Source organism: Ruegeria sp. AA3 (assembly GCF_056542905.1).
This window is the reverse complement of the sequence record NZ_JBQGAQ010000004.1, coordinates 249,296-266,640: the sequence shown is the minus strand read 5'-3', so window position 1 is coordinate 266,640 and position 17,345 is coordinate 249,296. Positions and strand designations below refer to the sequence as shown.

Sequence of the window (17,345 nt, the reverse complement as noted above, 5' to 3'; positions counted from 1 at the left end):
TCTTAGCACCACCCGTAAGCTGTTTTAACAGCATTCAGCTGCGCGGCGCGCGAGAATTTGTTCATGATCAAACCCGGACTACGCGCATGCACAGATGCGCGCCAATCTTCATTTTGCAACCCGTCAATAACGGCCTGAGCCAATGCATCAGCGCTTCGCATTGTCAGCCTTGCGGTGTCATGGTCGGCAATTGCTTCGTTTATGCCACCAACATCCGGGGCGACAACGGGCAATCCTGCGAGTTGAGCCTCGATTACTGCGTTTGGCAGGCTTTCTGTACACGTGGTCATCAGAAACAAGTCCATTTGCCGCAGATAGTCGAACAAGCCCTCGGACACTAGGCCGGGCAGTACGAACTGATCTGTCAGCCCGGCAGATGCAATGGCTTTTTCAATGTCTTTCCGCAGGGGTCCATCACCGACCATTAGAAAGCGGGTGCCCGGGATCGCGGTGTTCACTCTTTTGGCGACCGAGACCCATAGCAGCGGATCCTTCACCGGAGAAAACCGAAAGACACCGCCAACAGTCAATTGTTGGCCGGAATCTGGTTTTGGCGGGCTCAGTTCCTTAAAGCCAAGTTCTTTGGGCTCAATGGCGTTGTAAATGGTTGTAAAGCGCGTATCGGGCAAACCTGTTGCTTGGGCCCAATCATCAGCAGCGGCCCTGCTGTTTGCCGCCAGAACAACCTGCGGGAACTGCGCGCATAGTTTGATGGTGTATTCGGAAAGCCTCTCGCGCAGGCTTTCGATCTCGGACCCCGACGATTGCTGTCCGCGTGTCATCGATCCGAAATGCACTACAACACGCGGCGTACCTGAGATAACCGCTGCCAGCGCAAGTTCGGCGTGTAGGCCGCCTCTTATGTGCACAACCTCCGGACGCAACTCGTAAAGGGTGCCCAAAACCGCGCGAAGCCACCGCATTCCTATCGCTTCAGATAGTGACGCAACACTCTGTAGAGTAGGCTCGTCTTTCCACGGGTCGGGCAGCGAGACCGGCATGTCATCAAGTTGATGATTTGACAGTTTGCTATACCCGCTTGGAAGCTTGTAGACGTTCCTGGGTTGCTCTTTTGTGAGCATATGCAAAGACGAAACCGAGGGGTCCTGAGCAAGGTTTGCGATTAGATGTGTAACCTGCCTCTCGGCTCCGCCAATTCCCAGCGAATGATTGTACAACAGAACTCGACCGGCGTGCGCCTTGTAGGTTTGCGTCGGTTGCTCTTTTTGGCATTTGACCCAATGCCTAAGTACCGAAAAGGCGATGTCTTCCTCTTCCTCAGCGGATATGCCTTCAGCGGACAACGAATTAAGCGCAGTATTGATTCTCTTACTGAGCCGGCTGCTTTGCCTCACGTGTTTAAGATCTGAATTCAGCTCACGCGCCTCGACATAGCGGCGCAGGTCAATCAGCGATAACAGGGCGCTACGCTCGGCGGTTGCGTTGGTTTGCCAGTTCTGACGTTCCCCCAGAACGTCCATCGCCGATTTCGGCCGCCATGATTTCCACAGACGGAAAGCCAAATCCGCCCGTGAAATCTGTTGGCGATCATAGAGGGTGTAGAGCCAGTCGACATATCGCCTGACTACAGCGCCCTTACCCAACGCATGAAGAATTTTGGTTCGCTGGAAATGATCCTGAGGGCGCGCGAAGCTCGATTGGCAGATTTGGCGACAAAGCACTAATGCCTCCGAGTATCTGCGTTCGCGATTCAGTTCCGTCATTTGTGCGCGCTTACTCCGAATCTCTCGCTTGAGCTTTCGGCGAAACACCTTCCGAATAAAACCCGGTGGGCGCAATCGATTTGAGGATGAGTTTTCGCTTACAGCGTATAAGCTTAAAGCACGTTTCCTCATGTTTTGCCCTACTTTTTTGCCCGCAGATGTTATAACTATTGATGGGCTGTTCAAATGACAGAGATTCCAAGCACAGGTGCTTATAGTTCGATATCCAAGAGATTCAACCGTAGGAAGTTTCGGGTAGGCAACCTGCTGCGCAACAGCAACCTTTGTTGAGTTTCCCGACCTGCCGTATTAGTTTCGCCAGGCTTACGTCCCGCAATTCTGGCGGTCGCGGCGCCGCGCGGAGATAGAGTTCCATTTTTGTACCTATGTGTTCTTAACCCTGGGAGAGTACAGGTGAGTTTTCTTGGCAGAAAAAGGGTAAGAACTAGCCGAAAACTATCGCGCTGGGCCCGATTCCTAAGGGTCCTTCGAAAACCCGGAATTCTGTTTCTTACCAAGAAAAGGAAAGCAGACCTAAATAGCAGCATCATCACAGCCTACGACATGCTTCTATCTGATGGACTCGGGAAGACGCTTTCTTATCTCAGGCGAAATGACTTCTACCATTCGCCCGGAACTACGGATCTTTTCAAAGCAATTGCAGCGACAGATGACGTGGCGTGGACTGAGAACATGAATGCGTGGCTGAAACGACACAGTCGTTCTGTCATCAGGTTGAAACCTGGAACAGATGCCAGGTTTTTACGTATCAACTTTGAGGATTTGCCACCTGTGGTTGGCTCGCAGCCAAAGATATCGGTCGTGATGCCGGCACACAATGCTGAGACCACGATCAGATTGGCGGTGCAATCCATACTCCAGCAGACTTGGAGAAACCTCGAACTGATTGTCGTCGATGACAACAGCACAGACAACACGGCTGAAATACTGGCTGGTTTGGCACAACAAGAACCACGCCTCATAGTTCTCAACAACCTGGTAAATGTGGGACCCTATGTGTCAAAAAATCGTGCCTTAACTGTTGCGTCGGGCGATTTCATTACTGGCCATGATGCAGACGATCTGGCGCTACCGGACCGTTTAGAGCGCCAAGTGCGGCCTTTGCTGCATGACCATTCGTTGGTTGGAACCTACGGGCACATGGTCCGTTTGGACGAAACTGGCCGCCCGAACTATCTATCGCGCATTGCAAATCACAGCTTTGATGGCATTTTGCGCCGCGCCATGATTTCGCTGATGTTAAGGCGAGAGGTTTTCTCGCTTGTTGGATACTGGGACAGCGTTCGCTTTGGTGCGGATATGGAATTCTTGGCACGCGTCGAGCGTGCATTCCCAAACTCGGTGGTGGAAGACCGTGCTTGCACAATGCTTTGCCTCAATGAAAAAGGCAGTCTTACCAACAATCCGGCATCCGGGATTAGCAACCGAGGCGGCCCCTCTCAGATTCGGGTCGAATATCGCGACAGCTGGAAGAAATGGCATCAAGAGCACAGGAACGAAGTACTCTATCGCTCTTTCAGCAATCAAACACGGGAGTTCGAGGCACCTGAGGGGATGGTTATCCCGCAAAATGACATCTTGAAAGTTCAAGGTTAAGTTGGGTTTAGACTTTTGGTCGCGACTTAGTCGTCGCGGTGAGGGGCTGTTGGAGTTGTCACATTAACTGCCGTCCGACCAATGAATGCTGGCACCCATTTGGACCGAATTTCCAGTCAAATTGATCACGCCAATTCGATCCACTAAGCCATGGTTGAAAGAAGAAAATGCGAAAATACCTGACAAATGGGTTTCTGGAACTGAACAATGCTCAGCCAAAGGTTCAATCTCTGTGTGTTCTTGGGCAGTAGAAATTCCTTTTTTGTCGACTCCGATGCCGGTCGCGCGGCTACCGCAATCGCCTATCCTCTGGTTGAGACCACCAAGCTTAATGGCGTTGATACCCAAGCCTAGCTGACTGGGACCCTGCCTAAATAGTCTGTCACAAAGTCGCCCGTCTCAACGAAGTCATACCACGGCGTCACATTGCGTAGGTGGTGCAACAGGGATCCGCGCTGCCCAGACAAAGCAAAAAACCAAACCGTCGCATGGAAGGCCGACTTGACCTTGGAAACCCGCCTGCACATAAGTGAATAACGGGATTGGTGGTAAGATCGCAGGCTCGTAGGGGCTTATTTGCCTTGGCGAATCGTTCCCTGAGCCCAATATCTTTCTCGAGCTGCCTCCCATAGCAGAGCCAAGGCGAATTTATCGAGTTTGGGTTGCAACGCGGGGTGCAGCCGAATCAGGAAATGACGAAGAAATACACCACTGAATAGCGGTGTTTCAAATCTGGATTATCAGCCAACCTATTTCCGAAAAAAGCTGACCTGTTCACTGCGGCGAGATATATGGTGATCGAAGTTGCTGACGGGCTCACGGATAGGACCACGGCCGTAAACCAGATGTGACAGGCCGAGTTCACCTGCTTCAAGATCATCGGTGAGGGTGGTATTGGCTGAGCTCGATCCCGGATGATCGCATCTATTAGATCATTTTCTGCAAGCTCCGCATAACCATGCGAGAGGGCGAAGTCACTCACTCATCCTGACAACGCACACCGGGGCAAAATCTAGCGATGGAACCGGACCAATAAAAAAACGAGCCTCGCCAGAACTCAACAGTTTGCCTGGTGACTAAGAAAGTCAGTTCGACTCTTTCGTCAATTCCCATAATATCGAGCACAACCACGAGAGCCTTATTAATATATACCCGACGATATCTACTTCGGGCGCGATAAAGTCCCCATCAGAGAAAGGTACAAAATTAAGAAACCAACAATTCAGCAACGCCGCTTGCTACATCAAAAACAAGCGTGCATTCAAACACACAAACACACAAACACATCAAGTGGGGCACTCCTGCGAACAAAGGCTCAGAAGAGCCGAGCCAATCATGAGCGCACGCCCGTCTTTGAATTGGTTGTTGAGATCAAACAAAGCCAATATGCGTACCAAGGCGAACTTACAGGAGACAAGCTTTGCTTGAACAATTTATACACGACTTCAAGCGAAGCTCCCCGCTAATTCGAATATCGATCATAGCTTTGTTCCCTCTCTACCTGCTGTACAGGCTGCACCGATATCGGCGAGACATTAGGCGCAACCGCATCAACACTTCTTTCAGCGTGCAGCGGATGGGTGACATCAGCGGTACTCTGCGTGATGTGAAACAAGAGCCCATTGATCCAAAACTGGAATCTGAGATCAACGATTTGGCGGATACATTCGCGCTCTGTCGGATTGTCGGCAACGATCTCGAGCCAAGGCACAAGGTTGGCCAAAGCCTCTCAAATGTGCGCTTTATTTTAGACAATGAACCAGAATTCGAGGGCGTAAAAAAGTTATGGTTGCTCAACAGGATATTTAACGCGGAGACTGAAGCAAAGATTATCAGCTTGCTTGAGGAACGAGGGCAGACCTATCGACGTATCGCCTTCGATCCAGAAGAATATCAGTCTATCGGTTACAGCTTCGATACGTTCAAACAGCCTGATATGTTCTACGACGGACATCTTGAAATAGATTCAACCAGTACGCGCACGACGCAGGCGGTTATGCAGGCTTACCGCGCCCGCAATAACTATGTGATGCACAACAACGGTGCACGAAATGCAGCTCTCGAGTTTTGTCTGGAATACGGCAAGTGGGCGCTGCCTTTTGATGGGAATTGCTTCCTTACGTCCTCAGGATGGGCGCGGCTGCATTCGAACATCTTAGAGGCCCGGGACAAGCGATATTTTGTTGTTCCAATGGCAAGGATCACCAACAATCAAGATTTGCTGGAACCTAACAATACCTTTTCTGCGGAAGAAGAGCCCCAATTGGTTTTTCGATGCGATGCACCATTGAGGTTCAACGAGGACCTTCCCTATGGTCGTCGTCCAAAGGTTGAGCTTTTCATGCATCTTGGTATCGAGGGTCCGTGGACGCGATGGCCTGTGGAAGATTTCGACATTCCGCCACGCCGAGTTCACCCTGATGGTCATCGGGTCGGGCAAGCCGGTTGGGTCGCGCGGCTGGCGTCAGGAAAAGCCCACCTTGAACAGGCTGATCGGAAGGCATTTGTTAACCGTGGTCTCGCACGCGCTTCTGCGATCCGTTCGACTTTGGACATGTTGTCGGCGCGCCCAGTCCGTGCGACGTTCGCGCAGGACCAAGCCCTATCTTATGACCTGACCACGGCTGATCCGGCTCAGTCAGAAGATTGGGCAGCTGTTCGGGAGGCCGCACAGCAGGCGTTAGGCCGAGGCCCATTTTCGGTTACGCAAAAACCCGAGCCCGGCCCCTCTGGCGATCTTCGCGACTATTTCCATCCGGCGCCATATTGGTGGCCGAACCCAAATTCGAAAGATGGCTTGCCCTATGTCAGGCGCGACGGTGAACGACTGCCGGGCACGGAACTTTATGAACCAGAGAGTGGCCGCTTCGATCGAACTCGTTTACAACGCGTCTTCGACGACACCACAGCCCTTGCATTAGCGAGTACATTACAAGACGCCGATCCGAGCTTCCACGCACACGCCTGCTCAATTCTGAGGACGTGGTTCCTGGACGCTGAAACTGGCATGAAGCCCAACCTTTCTTATGCGCAGGTTCGGCTGGGTCACCAGGGTAACATGGGGGCTGCCCATGGGGTTATAGAAACCAAAGATTTTTATTTTCTTCTTGATGCGGTTCGGATTCTTAGAGATTCGCACATAACCGACCGCATGAAAGAGTGGAGCGCGGAGTTCTTTGATTGGTTCACTGATAGCGTGCAAGGTCGCCAAGAATGCAGAGCAGCCAACAACCACGGGACATGCTATGACTTGCAGGCCGCCAGTCTTGCCGCATTTCTGGAAAAAGATGATTATCTGCAAGCCCTCGACTTACGAGCGCAAGCTCGAGCCATTTCTACGATCACCCCTGATGGAGATCAACCGCACGAACTGCAGCGCACACTGACGCAGCACTATTGGGCTTTCAATTTACAGAGTTGGGTTAACCTGTTCGACCATCTTTCAGCTGCAGGGCTGCGCCCTTGGCAGAGTGAAGCTGGCGAGAGGGTGCGGGTTGGACTACGCCGCATGTTGATGCTGTCAAAGCAAAACTGGGAGCACCCCCAGATCAAGCCATTCGACAGCAATAGATTGCTACCTTTGAATGAGACACTGAAGAACCAAACAGGTGAGGATATACTTGGGCGCGCGGAAAGTGATGGGCCTGTCAGTTTCTTTCCTCATGATGGGGTTGCCCCGTTCTGGCGTTTGACAAGGCTAGGGCGCTGAGAAAAAAGTAACTAGCGCATCCTCAAATGCTGCGTCAGGAAAGGAGCTTGCAGTATTGCCGACAGCTGCAATCTCGCCAAAACGCGAAAGATCATCAAAAACTGCAGGATCGACCATATCACAAAGCGAGCGCGCACTTTTGTTGGCGGGCTAGTTTCAGATTATTAGGCGAATCTCAGCGTACCTCATGCTTGCTTCGTTTGAGTTATTCAGTGGTACTGATTAGCAGACATGGACCACAATTCAATCAATACGAAGAGGCAGAAACGGCTTTTACGTCCAAACGATCGGGATCCAGGAGCAGGGTCACAGCTTAGCCTCAGATATTTAGCTTTGAGGCGGAATTTTAGTCCATTAAGATTGTTGCCTTTTGATCGCCGGGCTGTCCACTTTATGACTGCTCTGAGTGACTTCTTTTTGATCCGTCTAATTTCGCTCTGCTCGCCCAGAGACATGCATATTCTTGCAATACGGCTGGCTCGTCTTTGTGCAGCGCCATTAAAGCGCAAGCTGCCCACATCGCTACGTCATATTCCGAATTGGAACGTTTCAGCCGGTATGCATTTACGGCTGCACTGTTTGGGGTTGAGGGTTCGAACATCAGTTCCTGAGCCGATCACAAATAAGCATATATTGTTAGAAAGCCAGAAAAAATCCCAATTGAGGCAACCGTGAAGTTTAGAGAGAAGTTTAACATCGGGTCTTCCAATCTAGAAAGTTTGGCAGGTGCCGTATAATCGTCGGCGACATAACATACTGTTAGTATGCCGGAATGTCTTTGAATGGATCGAAAACGCATCGTTAACATTGCGTTAACAATTCGCGCGATTTCGGAACTTTGTAGGTTGTAATCGTGCAGATCTACTGATCTTCGTCCGCCTCAAGCGCACAGCGCCTTCGTTCGGATCGATGCAAATATTTGAGGAAATGCGCCAACAATCTGCTACTCGGCGCATTTCAATGAGTAAAAAGTGTTTGAAAAAACTTAACCCTATTAGACGCTTAAGGGCGGTTGGAGGAACTCTCTTTCAGTCACTGTGCTTGCAATATTCACTCGAGGAAATCATAGCTCGATGTTGGCGTGCCTCCTCGGGGAACTTGGCTAAAGCATCAATACAATGCGGTTCGTTGATCGGCGCAAACCCCTCCATCTCACTGGCCAGCCGTCAAAATCAATTCACATTGGCGAACATAATTCTCCAACAAAACCATTCACTGAATATCCCGACCATAACGGGGCACCCCAAAGCGAGCGCTAGATATTTTTGAGGTGCCCGCCGCTCTTGTGGCTCAGAGTAGCATCTCGATTTTTGCCCCTGGAAACCGCGACGCCAGCGCGTTTGCTCCGCTATCCGGAGTCAGGCAAAGGGCGGTTGATAGCCCATCGGCAACAACGGCCCGCGCCGCGGATACTGATACTGCGTGTTGCATAACTTTGTGCCCTTTCGGGTTCAGGATATGGCCATGTTTGCCCTGTAACATCGTACCGCCGGGCGCTGAGGTTGCGACAGCTCGATCCTGAAGCCTGATTCGTTTGGCCACCTTGCCATCGGGGGCGGCCAGCCCCACGCGCCATGGTTCGCTAGTGTATCGCTGGCCAAGAGCGGCGACCTCACCCATATCCACCAATACATTGCGCAGATCGAAGGACCGCAGCAAAGCAACAATCCGGTCGGTGATCGCACCTTGCGCAATCCCGTTCAACGTGATCGCCGAATGTCTGGGATATGGCAGGCGGATTTCATCCGTACCGACATGCACGTTGTTCCATCCGATCGTTGCATGCGCGCGTTCCACTATTGGCTGCTCCGCTCCGCTGGCCAGCGCCAGCCAGAGCGGCTGGATCGTCGGATCAAACGCCCCGCCCGAGGCTTCGTGAAGCGCGGAACACAGGCTCAGCACCTCCAGCAGCTCAGGCGCAGGTGCATTCAAGTGACCGGTGCGGTTCAACTGGCTGATCTGCGAATGTGGTCGGTAGAGGCTGAAGATATCCTCAAGCCGGTTCAATTCGGACTCGACAGCCCCAAAGATCGGTGCGGCCTGTACATCCGTCAGGCCTTCAAGACGCAGGTTGGCAGGTGCGCCCAGCGCGATGCCGCGCCATTGGGCCGAACTGCTGGCAGCTGCGGGCATGGCGGCGCAGGCGGCTGAGATGCTCAAGAAGCGGCGGCGAGTCACAAGGGTCATGCGGGGGTCTCCAGAATCAAGTCCAGATCAACGGGTCCAAGGACTTCGGCGTCGGGGATCTCGGGCAGGGGCAAAGCGGACCCGCCATAGCGCAGGATAAACGCCTCGGCCTCGGCGGGTTCCGCAAACGGGACGACCTCGCGCGCGCCCATGCCTCCGGCGACATCTGCGCCGACGACAAAGGTCGCGTCATCAGCAGCGATCCAGTTTGAAATCCCCGGCTGCCCCCAGCTGGGGGCGACACCCATGTCGCTGACGTAAATAGCGGTGATCTTGGCATCGCGTTCAGGGCCTTTCAGATAGGCCAGCATGTCGCGCACCTGCGCAAAGAACAAGGGCGCAGGATAGCCTTCCAGATGAATCTGACCTTTGGGCCCGCCGTGTTCGGCGATGTTCATCTGGCAGAAATAGCTCAGCGCATCGGGGGTGAGGTCAACCGGGTCAGGGGCCTCGGCGATCTCTTCCTTGCAGGCCGCCAGCGCGACCAGCGCGATCAGGACGAGGCGTTTCATGGCTCAACCCTCCGGAACGCTAGCCGCGCAAGGGCGAAGCCCAGCACTGGCCAGATCAACAGTGAGACGGGTGCAGCCCAGACCGGCAGCGCCTGCGCCGCCCCGGTCATGCCGGATGCCATAGCGACGCCCTCGGTCGCGGCGATGTTCCACAGACGGAATGCGTCGGCCGGGTTGGCTACCATCACCCAAGGAAAGACGGATTGGGTGAAAGTGCCGCCCTTGTCCATGACGACGGCTCCCAACAGCCCAAGATCATAGAGGACGACAAAAACCAGCCAGAGCCCGGCCGACAAACCTGCCGCCGCCGTGGCCCCCTTTGCCAGGGCGGACAACAGGTATCCAAGCGCCAGAAAGACAGCGCCCAGCAGGATGGATGTGAGGATAAGGCGGATCAGCGCCATCAGGCTCTCTGGCCCCGCGCCGCCAAAGAAGGCTGCCACCGCGCCTGCGGTGCCGAAACCGATGGTCATGGCAAAGGCCAGCGCGGCCAGATGGGCGGTGAACTTGCCCAACAGGATTTCTCCGCGTCCTGCCGGGTAAGACAGCAGCAGTGAAAGGCTGCCGCGATCCACGTCGCCCGCGATGGCGTCAAAGGCAATCATCAGCGCCAGCAGCGGGGCAAGGTAGACCGACAGTGTGGTCATCGACGCGACCGAAATGGTCAGCATGTCGACCCCCAGCGTGCCGGTGGGCGCGCTGCCTGCAAAGGTCAGCGCCAAGGCGAACAGAACCATGATCAGCGTTGCGACCAGCAGCCAGCGGTTGCGGCGCAGGATCAGCATCTCGGTCCGGGTGATGGCGAGGAAGCGGGTCATTGCAAATCCTCCTGAGCGTAGTGGCGATAGAGGTCTTCCAGCTTGGGCGGGGTCATTTCCACATCTGCTACCGCATCGCCCAGTCCGGCGATCCGGCGCAGGGCCTCCATCTTGTCTTCGGGTGTGCAGAGCAATTCAACGGATGCCCCATTGATCCGGCTGCCGCCCAGTTCAGCGGCCAGCACATCTGGATTGGCGCTGGCGCGGACTTTCAGGCGGATCGGCAGACCGGCCAGCGCCGACAGGTTGGTCAGCGTGTCGTCGGCCACCATCCGACCCTTGCGCATGATGGCGATCCGGTCGGTGCGCGCCTCGACCTCGGTCAGCGCGTGTGAGGCAATCAGAACGGCGGTGCCTTGGGCAGCCAGTTCGTCGATAATGGCATAAAGATCTTGCCGCGAGATCGGGTCCAGCCCGCTTGTCGGTTCATCCAGCAAAGCCACTTTCGGTTGACCCAACAGCACCTGCGCCAGACCCAGACGTTGCCGCATGCCTTTGGAATAGGTTCCGATCCGACGGTCCAGAGCGTCGCTCAGGCCGACACGATCCAGCAATCCGGGCACATCAGCTTTTGCGCCTGAAAGCTGCGCAAACAGCGTCAACTGCTCACGCCCGGTTAGCGCGGGATGAAATGACACCGCCTCGGGCAGATAGGCCGTCTCGCGCCGTGCCTGAGCGCTACCGGGGGTGGCGTCCCCGATCCGAATGGCGCCGCCATGGATCGGCGTCAGGCCGAGGATGGATTTGATCAGGGTCGACTTGCCCGCGCCGTTATGCCCCAGCAGCGCAACGCGCTGGCCGGGGGCAAGAGACAGTGTGATATCGTCAAGAACGCGGGTTTTTCCACGGTCCTTGAGAACATGGTCGATTGACAGGGCCTTATCCGTCATGAGGCACCTTTTTCATAGCTGAGGGTTCAGGGGCTTGCATCAATGGGTTGCTGTCCATCACACCCCCCGGCAACAGCGCCGGGAAGGCCGATTGAGACCAGCGCACCAGCTGCACGGCAGGGGAGCCGAGCAACAATTTGGCTGCGGGTTGGGTCCACAGCACATGGTCCATACTGTCATTGGGGCGATAGGGGGCATCGGCAATGCCGTTGCCATCCACATCATAGGCGGCAAAATCAGACCAGTAATTGCCACGCCCGTCCTCGGACCATTCGACCCATTTGGTCGAGACGTATTTCACCTGCGTCCGGTTCCCGATGAATGAGTTGCCAACGATGCGATTACGCTCGCTGCCAGCGGTAAAGTGGATGCCGATACCGCAGCCTTGGAACCAGTTATCGGTGAATTCGTTCTTGTTCGAGTTATAGAGGAAGGTGCATTTTTCCTTGGCGCCTTTCACAACGTTTCCAGTGATGGTGCTCTTGTTGGCGTAGTTCAGCATCACGCCGTGTTCGCGGTCGCCGATCGAGACGTTGTTGGCCACAGTCACATTGGTGGTGAACATCACCGCATAGCCCAGATCATTGCCGATCGAGACGTTGTCGCTGACGATCGAATTGTCGGCATACATGTAGTGCACTGCAAAGCGCAGATCGCGGAACAGGTTGTTGGTGAAGGTGTTCTTTTTGGACGAGTTCACAAAAATCCCGTCGCGCCCGTAACGGATGTCATTGCCATCAACCACCGCACCCGGCGCGTTCCAGACATAGACGCCATTGCCGCGGTCATTCATCCGCTGATCCAAACGTCCTTCGATCCGGTTGCCGCGTACGATACTGTCTTTGGCCCCGTGAATGTCGACGCCGTAGAGGTTGCCCAGCAGCACGTTATCCTCGACCACGGGCGCCATAGCTGTTTTGGTCAGCTGGATGCCACTGTCGATCCCCTCATGGCTTGAGCCGGAGCCGATCACTGTCAGACCGCGCACAGTCACGCCCGGCCCGGTCACGGTGATGACGCTGCCGTTACCTTGTCCGTCAATGGTGGCCTGTCCCAGCCCGTCGAGGGTTACGGGCCGGTCCAGAACCAGTGTTTCGGTGTAGACACCGGGGCTCAGGCGGAGGGTGTCCCCATCCGCCGCCTGCGCCAGGAATTCATTAATGGCCCCCGCCCGATTGGGCACATCCCAGTCCGCCGCCCAAAGGGGCGAGCCGAGCAGGAGCGGTATGAGCAGGGGCCAACGCATGGGTTATGCTCCCTGCGGCTCGACCAGCATCCGGCCGCGCATTTCCATGTGCAGCGCGTGGCAGAACCACTGGCAATAGAACCAGTGCACGCCCGGACGGTCAGCGGTGAAGGTGATCGACGCGGTTGCCATCGGTCCGATCTCGAAGGCGATGCCGTAGTTGCCCAGGCAGAAGCCGTGGGTCACGTCATCCACGTCATCCAGGTTGGTGACGTAGATTGTTACCTCGTCGCCCTGTTTGACGGTGAACTTCTCAAGGCTGAAGGTCGGGGCCTGCGATGTCATGTAGACCCGCACCTTGTTGCCATCCCGGATCGGTTCCTCGGCACCTTCTTCCAGATCGATGCCATCGGCTTCGGCCTGTTTGCGGGCGTCTTCCCATGTGACGTCGTTGCGGTCCCACACGTTGACCGGGTTAACGATGTCGCTGCGAACGATGATCGAGTCATGCGGCTCGGCAAAGGTTGGCCCGTCGTGAACCACCTTCATCTCATCCGATGAGATGTCGATCAGCTGTTCGTTCTCGGGCTTCAGCGGACCCACGTTCAGGAAGCGGTCTTTCGAGAACTTGTTCATCGAAATCAGCCACTTGCCGTCAGCATCCTTGGTTTCACCCATGGAAGTCGAGTTGTGACCCGGCTGATAGTGAACATCGACCTTCGAGATAATCGGATCGACATCCTCACCCGCATAGGCGCGGATCGCCTTGTCCATGTTCCACTTCACGATCTGGCTGTCGAGGAACAGCGTGGTAAACGCATTGCCCTGACCGTCATACGCGGTGTGAAGCGGGCCAAGACCCAGCTGCGGCTCACCCACGATGCACGACCGCGGATCGGCATCGCTTTCGAACAGGGCGTCCAGCTTGGTCACGTCCATGATCGACACGGTGGGCGACAGCTTACCGTTGATGCAGACGTGCTTGCCGTCAGGCGCGGTGTTGATACCGTGCGGCGAGTTCGGGATCGGAATGTAGCGGGTGTACTTCTTGTTCTGACCCTTACGGCCGTCCAGAACCTTGACGCCTTTCAGTTCCTGATAGTCGCCGGCTTCGATGCCTTTTTCGATTTCCGCGAGGTTGAAAACAACAACGTGGTCGAGTTCGTTCTCGGTCATCTCGGCCAGGTTCATACCCATTTCCGAGTTGTACGAGGTCGAATAGGCGTATTTGCCCTGATAATCGCAGTCGGTATTGTCGAGGTTACCCGACACGATCACCTGCCAGGCAACTTCCATGGTGTCACCGTCCAGCGCGGTGAAGATGTTCACGTATTGCGATGGATCGTCCAGCACGGTGCCATCATTGACCAGCGGCGTTTCATCTTCACCATTGGCAAAGACATAGCCGGTGCGCGGGAATTTCTGCGGACGCAGACCGTGGATCGCCTTGGCATTCGGGATCTCGGTGATCTTGTCGCATTTCATCACATCGCAACGCACACGGGCAACGCGGGTGTTGGCCTTGTCGTTCATGAACAGGTAACGGCCGTCATAGGTCCCGTCGGTGAACGACATGTGCGGGTGGTGCAGGTCGCCGTTGTCATAGGTTTTCATGCCGCGCTTGGCGAGGAATTCCTTGGTTTCCGGCAGCAGACCATCGGTCATGATCTTCAGAGACTCATTGGTCTGACCCCAACCGGTTGCAGAGCAACGGTTAAACACCGGCACCCGCATCAGCTCGCGCATGGACGGGAAGCCCAGGATGCGCAATTCACCGGTCTGACCCGAGGACCAGAAGCCGTAATATTCGTCCAGCTCACCGGGCTCCAGGTTGGCATTGGCCGCAGCGCTGGCCTGTTTCGCGGTCATCAGGGTCGAACCCAGACCGGTCCCGGCCAGCACGGCACCGGTGGCGGTTGCCCCCAGCATCCCGCGGCGGGTGATATTCAGTTTGTTGTCTTGTTCCGACATGATCGTTCCTCCTTTTTAGGAAACGGATTGCGGTTTGGCGTTCGGATGGTTCGCCGGTGGTTGCCCGAGGGGGGTCTTGAGGTTGACCGACCCTGTCTTGGCCCGCCGCTTAAGCTGGCGGATAACGACGGGACATTTGTCCTCGGACTGGTAGAGCACCTGACAATGCAGGCAGGTGACGCACTCGTTCGGGTTGATCTCACCAGTTGGGTGGATTGCCTGAACGGGGCATTCGTTGGCGCAGGTCTGACAGGGGCTGCCGCATTCCTTGTAGCGGCGCAGCCAGTCGAACATGCGAATTCGGGCGGGGATCGCCAGCGCTCCACCCAGCGGGCAGAGGTAGCGGCAATAGAACCGTTCGATGAACAGCCCGATCCCCAGCAGGGTCAGCGCAAAGACAACGAAGGGCCAGTCGCGCAAGAATTTCAGAATGATGGCGGTCTTGAACGGCTCGATCTCGGCATAGGTCTCAGCCAGCGGGATCGAGACAAAGCTGAGCCCGAAGAGGCCAAGGAAGATCATGTATTTCGCAGGCCACAGACGTTCGTTCAGCCCCCATGGCAGTGTCCATTGTGGCACTTTCAGCGCGCGAGCGATCTTGTTGGTCAGTTCTTGCAGCGCACCAAATGGGCACAGCCAGCCGCAATAGGCCCCGCGTCCCCAGAACAGCAGGGCAGCGGCCACGGCAAACCATTGGATAAAGACCAGCGGATCCAGCAGGAAGGCGTCCCATGAGAACCCGGTGCGCAAGCTGCCCGCCAGAGCCATCAGGTTCACCACGCTCAGCTGCGCATTGGCGTACCAGCCGATAAAGAACAGCGTCAGGGTCAGATATCCGATGCGGAACCAGTAAAAGACCCGGGCGTTCATCGTGGCGTGGAACTGGAAGAAGAAGGTTGCGGTCAGCACCAACAACATGACGCCCAGACCGGCAATCTCGACCGTGCGATCCTTCCAGATGCGTTTCCACAAGGCGGCTTTTGCTGCGGCTTCGCCAGTGGCGTCATCCACAACAGTGGGGGCTGCGACTGGCAACAGATACTGCTCGGGCAGCTTGTAGCCCAGATCGAAGGTCAGGAAGGTTTTTTCGACCGCACCCACGGCCCGTTGCACCAGCAATTGCAGGCGGAACGGCTCGGCGGGGTTGAACTCGGCTTCGGCGGGGATCTTGAAGATATCCAGCTCGGTGAAACTGGGCGCATCCGGGGCGGCAACCCGGCCAAGGCGCTCTTGCTGCTTGTCGAAGAACCGCACCGAATTGTCGCCCTGAATAAGCTGAATCCGGTCGAAGATTCCGCCGCGGACATACCCTGATCCCTTGAAGCTGTAGGCACCGCGCCCCAGCACCAGAATGGCCTGTTCGCCTTCGTCCAGCCATTCGACAAGGTTCTGATATTCGGCCTCGCCTAACAGTGATTTGCCGATCGATGGAACTGAGACCAGCGCCACGTGCATGTCGATGAACGTGTCATCCGGCTCGCCCGGTTCAGGGCGTTTGATGGCGCGCTGATCGCCAGTGGCTTCAAAAGCTGCGTTGACCTGACCGACATCCAGTGTCAGCCGCCGTATCGAACCGTCACCCGACAAAGTGGTCCAGTCGTAAACAGCATCCTGTGCCATATCGACTTCGCGTTTCGGCCCGTCTGCCTGTAGCGGAGATAACCCGCCCAGCCCCAGCGCACGCGCCACCTTGATCCCACCACGCACGAGGCTGTCATCGATCACCATGATCGTCACTGTCGCGCCCGAGATAATGTCGAGGTCATGCCCCTCGCCACCGGTTTCGGCCTCAACCTTCAGGTCCAGACCGGCATAGCCTTCGGTCAGCTCAACCATCCTCGAGTTCGGGATGCCGATCAGAACGATGGGTTCCGAGTGTTTGACCAGCTGCACACCGGTCAGCACCGCGTCGTCATCGATGGCGGCAACCACATGGATCGGTTTACCGGAATATCCGGTGGTGCCCACGAAGTCAGAAGTCAGGAAGGCCCAGGCAACGGTCTCGCCGCCCTTCAGGACAGGGGCAACCGGAACGTCATCACGTACCGGCCCGAAGGCATCAGCACCGGGGGCCAGATCGGCGGGTTCAATCTCGGGCAGGAAGCTGGCAAGGCTGTCGGCATGGGCACTGATCGCCATTAGGCAGGACAGGGCAAGGGCCAGCAGGAAATGGATTGCGCGACTTACGATCACGGCGCACCTCCGATACTTAGGGTAGACGCCATGGACGCGCGCGGGGCGCGTTCAGTTGTTTTTTGGGTCGCGCACGGGGGTCCCCGGGTTTCGGGCCACAGCCGATCCGAGTTGTACAACACGGAAGATTTGCTGCTTTGAACCTGTACAACACGGAAGATTCCGATTTGCGGCACTTGCGCCAGCTCGGGCACGGGTGCCGCGCTGGTGACAGCGCACAGCGCGCAATCGGCGCATTTCGGGCAGTACGCGGTCGGGTCTTCGGTGCCCTCCTCAAGGTCAACCTCAACCCAGACCGCGCCGCCTTCCGAGCAGATCTCCACCCAGACACTTTCACCGGGACTCGCCAGCGCCGGTCCAAAGGTCTGCAACAATAGAAGGAGCATGCCCGCCAACCCAGCCGCCGCGCGAAACGCACGGGCAGGGAGATTGTGCAAAGGGACGAGGGCAGGCATGGAGACTCCGACTCGGGAAGCTATGCCGCGTGTTCTAGGGGATTCTCTCGGCGCGATACTTGACTTAGGTCAGGTTCTGGAAA

General features: G+C 56.0%; 12 protein-coding genes. 2 read left to right on the top strand and 10 right to left on the bottom strand.

The window, feature by feature from the left end; all coding sequences use genetic code 11:
- Positions 1 to 2 precede the first annotated feature (2 nt).
- Positions 3 to 1,724 (bottom strand): glycosyltransferase, encoded by a 1,722-nt coding sequence (locus ACR0JR_RS09855; protein WP_480456014.1) that lies wholly within the window; start codon positions 1,722 to 1,724, stop codon positions 3 to 5.
- Between the two features lie 414 nt (positions 1,725 to 2,138).
- Here ACR0JR_RS09855 and ACR0JR_RS09850 point away from each other — a divergent pair, with 414 nt between their 5' ends.
- Positions 2,139 to 3,341, top strand: coding sequence for a glycosyltransferase family 2 protein (locus ACR0JR_RS09850; protein WP_480456013.1), 1,203 nt, complete (start codon positions 2,139 to 2,141; stop codon positions 3,339 to 3,341).
- A 63-nt stretch (positions 3,342 to 3,404) separates the two neighbouring features.
- On the opposite strand, the gene ACR0JR_RS09845 is transcribed toward ACR0JR_RS09850, so the two are convergent.
- On the bottom strand, positions 3,405 to 3,689 hold the full coding sequence (locus ACR0JR_RS09845; protein ID WP_480456012.1) for a hypothetical protein: 285 nt from the start codon (positions 3,687 to 3,689) through the stop codon (positions 3,405 to 3,407).
- A 1,228-nt stretch (positions 3,690 to 4,917) separates the two neighbouring features.
- Between ACR0JR_RS09845 and ACR0JR_RS09840 the strand changes: the two genes are divergently transcribed.
- The gene (locus ACR0JR_RS09840) at positions 4,918 to 7,050 is read left to right on the top strand and encodes an alginate lyase family protein (RefSeq protein WP_480456011.1); all 2,133 of its coding nucleotides are present in this window, start codon (positions 4,918 to 4,920) and stop codon (positions 7,048 to 7,050) included.
- A gap of 1,290 nt (positions 7,051 to 8,340) precedes the next feature.
- Here the strand turns inward: ACR0JR_RS09840 and ACR0JR_RS09835 are convergent.
- From ACR0JR_RS09835 to ACR0JR_RS09800, 8 genes are read right to left on the bottom strand one after another with little or no spacing between them, the layout of a single operon-like run.
- Positions 8,341 to 9,237, bottom strand: coding sequence for an FAD:protein FMN transferase (locus ACR0JR_RS09835; RefSeq protein WP_480456010.1), 897 nt, complete (start codon positions 9,235 to 9,237; stop codon positions 8,341 to 8,343).
- A complete protein-coding gene (locus ACR0JR_RS09830) occupies positions 9,234 to 9,749 on the bottom strand; it encodes a nitrous oxide reductase accessory protein NosL (RefSeq protein WP_480456009.1) in 516 nt (171 codons plus the stop codon). The genes ACR0JR_RS09835 and ACR0JR_RS09830 overlap by 4 nt, the downstream gene beginning before the upstream one ends.
- A complete protein-coding gene (locus ACR0JR_RS09825; RefSeq protein WP_480456008.1) occupies positions 9,746 to 10,567 on the bottom strand; it encodes an ABC transporter permease in 822 nt (273 codons plus the stop codon). Before ACR0JR_RS09825 ends, ACR0JR_RS09830 begins: the two co-directional genes overlap by 4 nt.
- The gene (locus tag ACR0JR_RS09820) at positions 10,564 to 11,457 is read right to left on the bottom strand and encodes an ABC transporter ATP-binding protein (RefSeq protein WP_319545873.1); all 894 of its coding nucleotides are present in this window, start codon (positions 11,455 to 11,457) and stop codon (positions 10,564 to 10,566) included. Before ACR0JR_RS09820 ends, ACR0JR_RS09825 begins: the two co-directional genes overlap by 4 nt.
- Positions 11,447 to 12,703 (bottom strand): nitrous oxide reductase family maturation protein NosD, encoded by a 1,257-nt coding sequence (locus ACR0JR_RS09815; protein WP_319545874.1) that lies wholly within the window; start codon positions 12,701 to 12,703, stop codon positions 11,447 to 11,449. The genes ACR0JR_RS09820 and ACR0JR_RS09815 overlap by 11 nt, the downstream gene beginning before the upstream one ends.
- Before the next feature lie 3 nt (positions 12,704 to 12,706).
- Positions 12,707 to 14,614 (bottom strand): TAT-dependent nitrous-oxide reductase, encoded by a 1,908-nt coding sequence (gene nosZ / locus ACR0JR_RS09810; protein WP_480456007.1) that lies wholly within the window; start codon positions 14,612 to 14,614, stop codon positions 12,707 to 12,709.
- A 15-nt stretch (positions 14,615 to 14,629) separates the two neighbouring features.
- Complete coding sequence (locus tag ACR0JR_RS09805; protein WP_480456044.1) at positions 14,630 to 16,753, bottom strand: 4Fe-4S binding protein; 2,124 nt, start codon at positions 16,751 to 16,753, stop codon at positions 14,630 to 14,632.
- A 50-nt stretch (positions 16,754 to 16,803) separates the two neighbouring features.
- Positions 16,804 to 17,262 (bottom strand): DUF2946 family protein, encoded by a 459-nt coding sequence (locus ACR0JR_RS09800; protein ID WP_480456005.1) that lies wholly within the window; start codon positions 17,260 to 17,262, stop codon positions 16,804 to 16,806.
- Positions 17,263 to 17,345 lie beyond the last annotated feature (83 nt).

What these genes read in the sequence shown, in the direction of transcription:
- ACR0JR_RS09820 (WP_319545873.1), bottom strand. Translation starts at nt 11,457, where the DNA reads ATGACGGATAAGGCCCTGTCAATCGACCATGTTCTCAAGGACCGTGGA.
- nosZ (WP_480456007.1), bottom strand. Translation starts at nt 14,614, where the DNA reads ATGTCGGAACAAGACAACAAACTGAATATCACCCGCCGCGGGATGCTG.
- ACR0JR_RS09855 (WP_480456014.1), bottom strand. Translation starts at nt 1,724, where the DNA reads ATGACGGAACTGAATCGCGAACGCAGATACTCGGAGGCATTAGTGCTT.
- ACR0JR_RS09825 (WP_480456008.1), bottom strand. Translation starts at nt 10,567, where the DNA reads ATGACCCGCTTCCTCGCCATCACCCGGACCGAGATGCTGATCCTGCGC.
- ACR0JR_RS09835 (WP_480456010.1), bottom strand. Translation starts at nt 9,237, where the DNA reads ATGACCCTTGTGACTCGCCGCCGCTTCTTGAGCATCTCAGCCGCCTGC.
- ACR0JR_RS09840 (WP_480456011.1), top strand. Translation starts at nt 4,918, where the DNA reads ATGGGTGACATCAGCGGTACTCTGCGTGATGTGAAACAAGAGCCCATT.
- ACR0JR_RS09815 (WP_319545874.1), bottom strand. Translation starts at nt 12,703, where the DNA reads ATGCGTTGGCCCCTGCTCATACCGCTCCTGCTCGGCTCGCCCCTTTGG.
- ACR0JR_RS09800 (WP_480456005.1), bottom strand. Translation starts at nt 17,262, where the DNA reads ATGCCTGCCCTCGTCCCTTTGCACAATCTCCCTGCCCGTGCGTTTCGC.
- ACR0JR_RS09830 (WP_480456009.1), bottom strand. Translation starts at nt 9,749, where the DNA reads ATGAAACGCCTCGTCCTGATCGCGCTGGTCGCGCTGGCGGCCTGCAAG.
- ACR0JR_RS09805 (WP_480456044.1), bottom strand. Translation starts at nt 16,753, where the DNA reads ATGGCGATCAGTGCCCATGCCGACAGCCTTGCCAGCTTCCTGCCCGAG.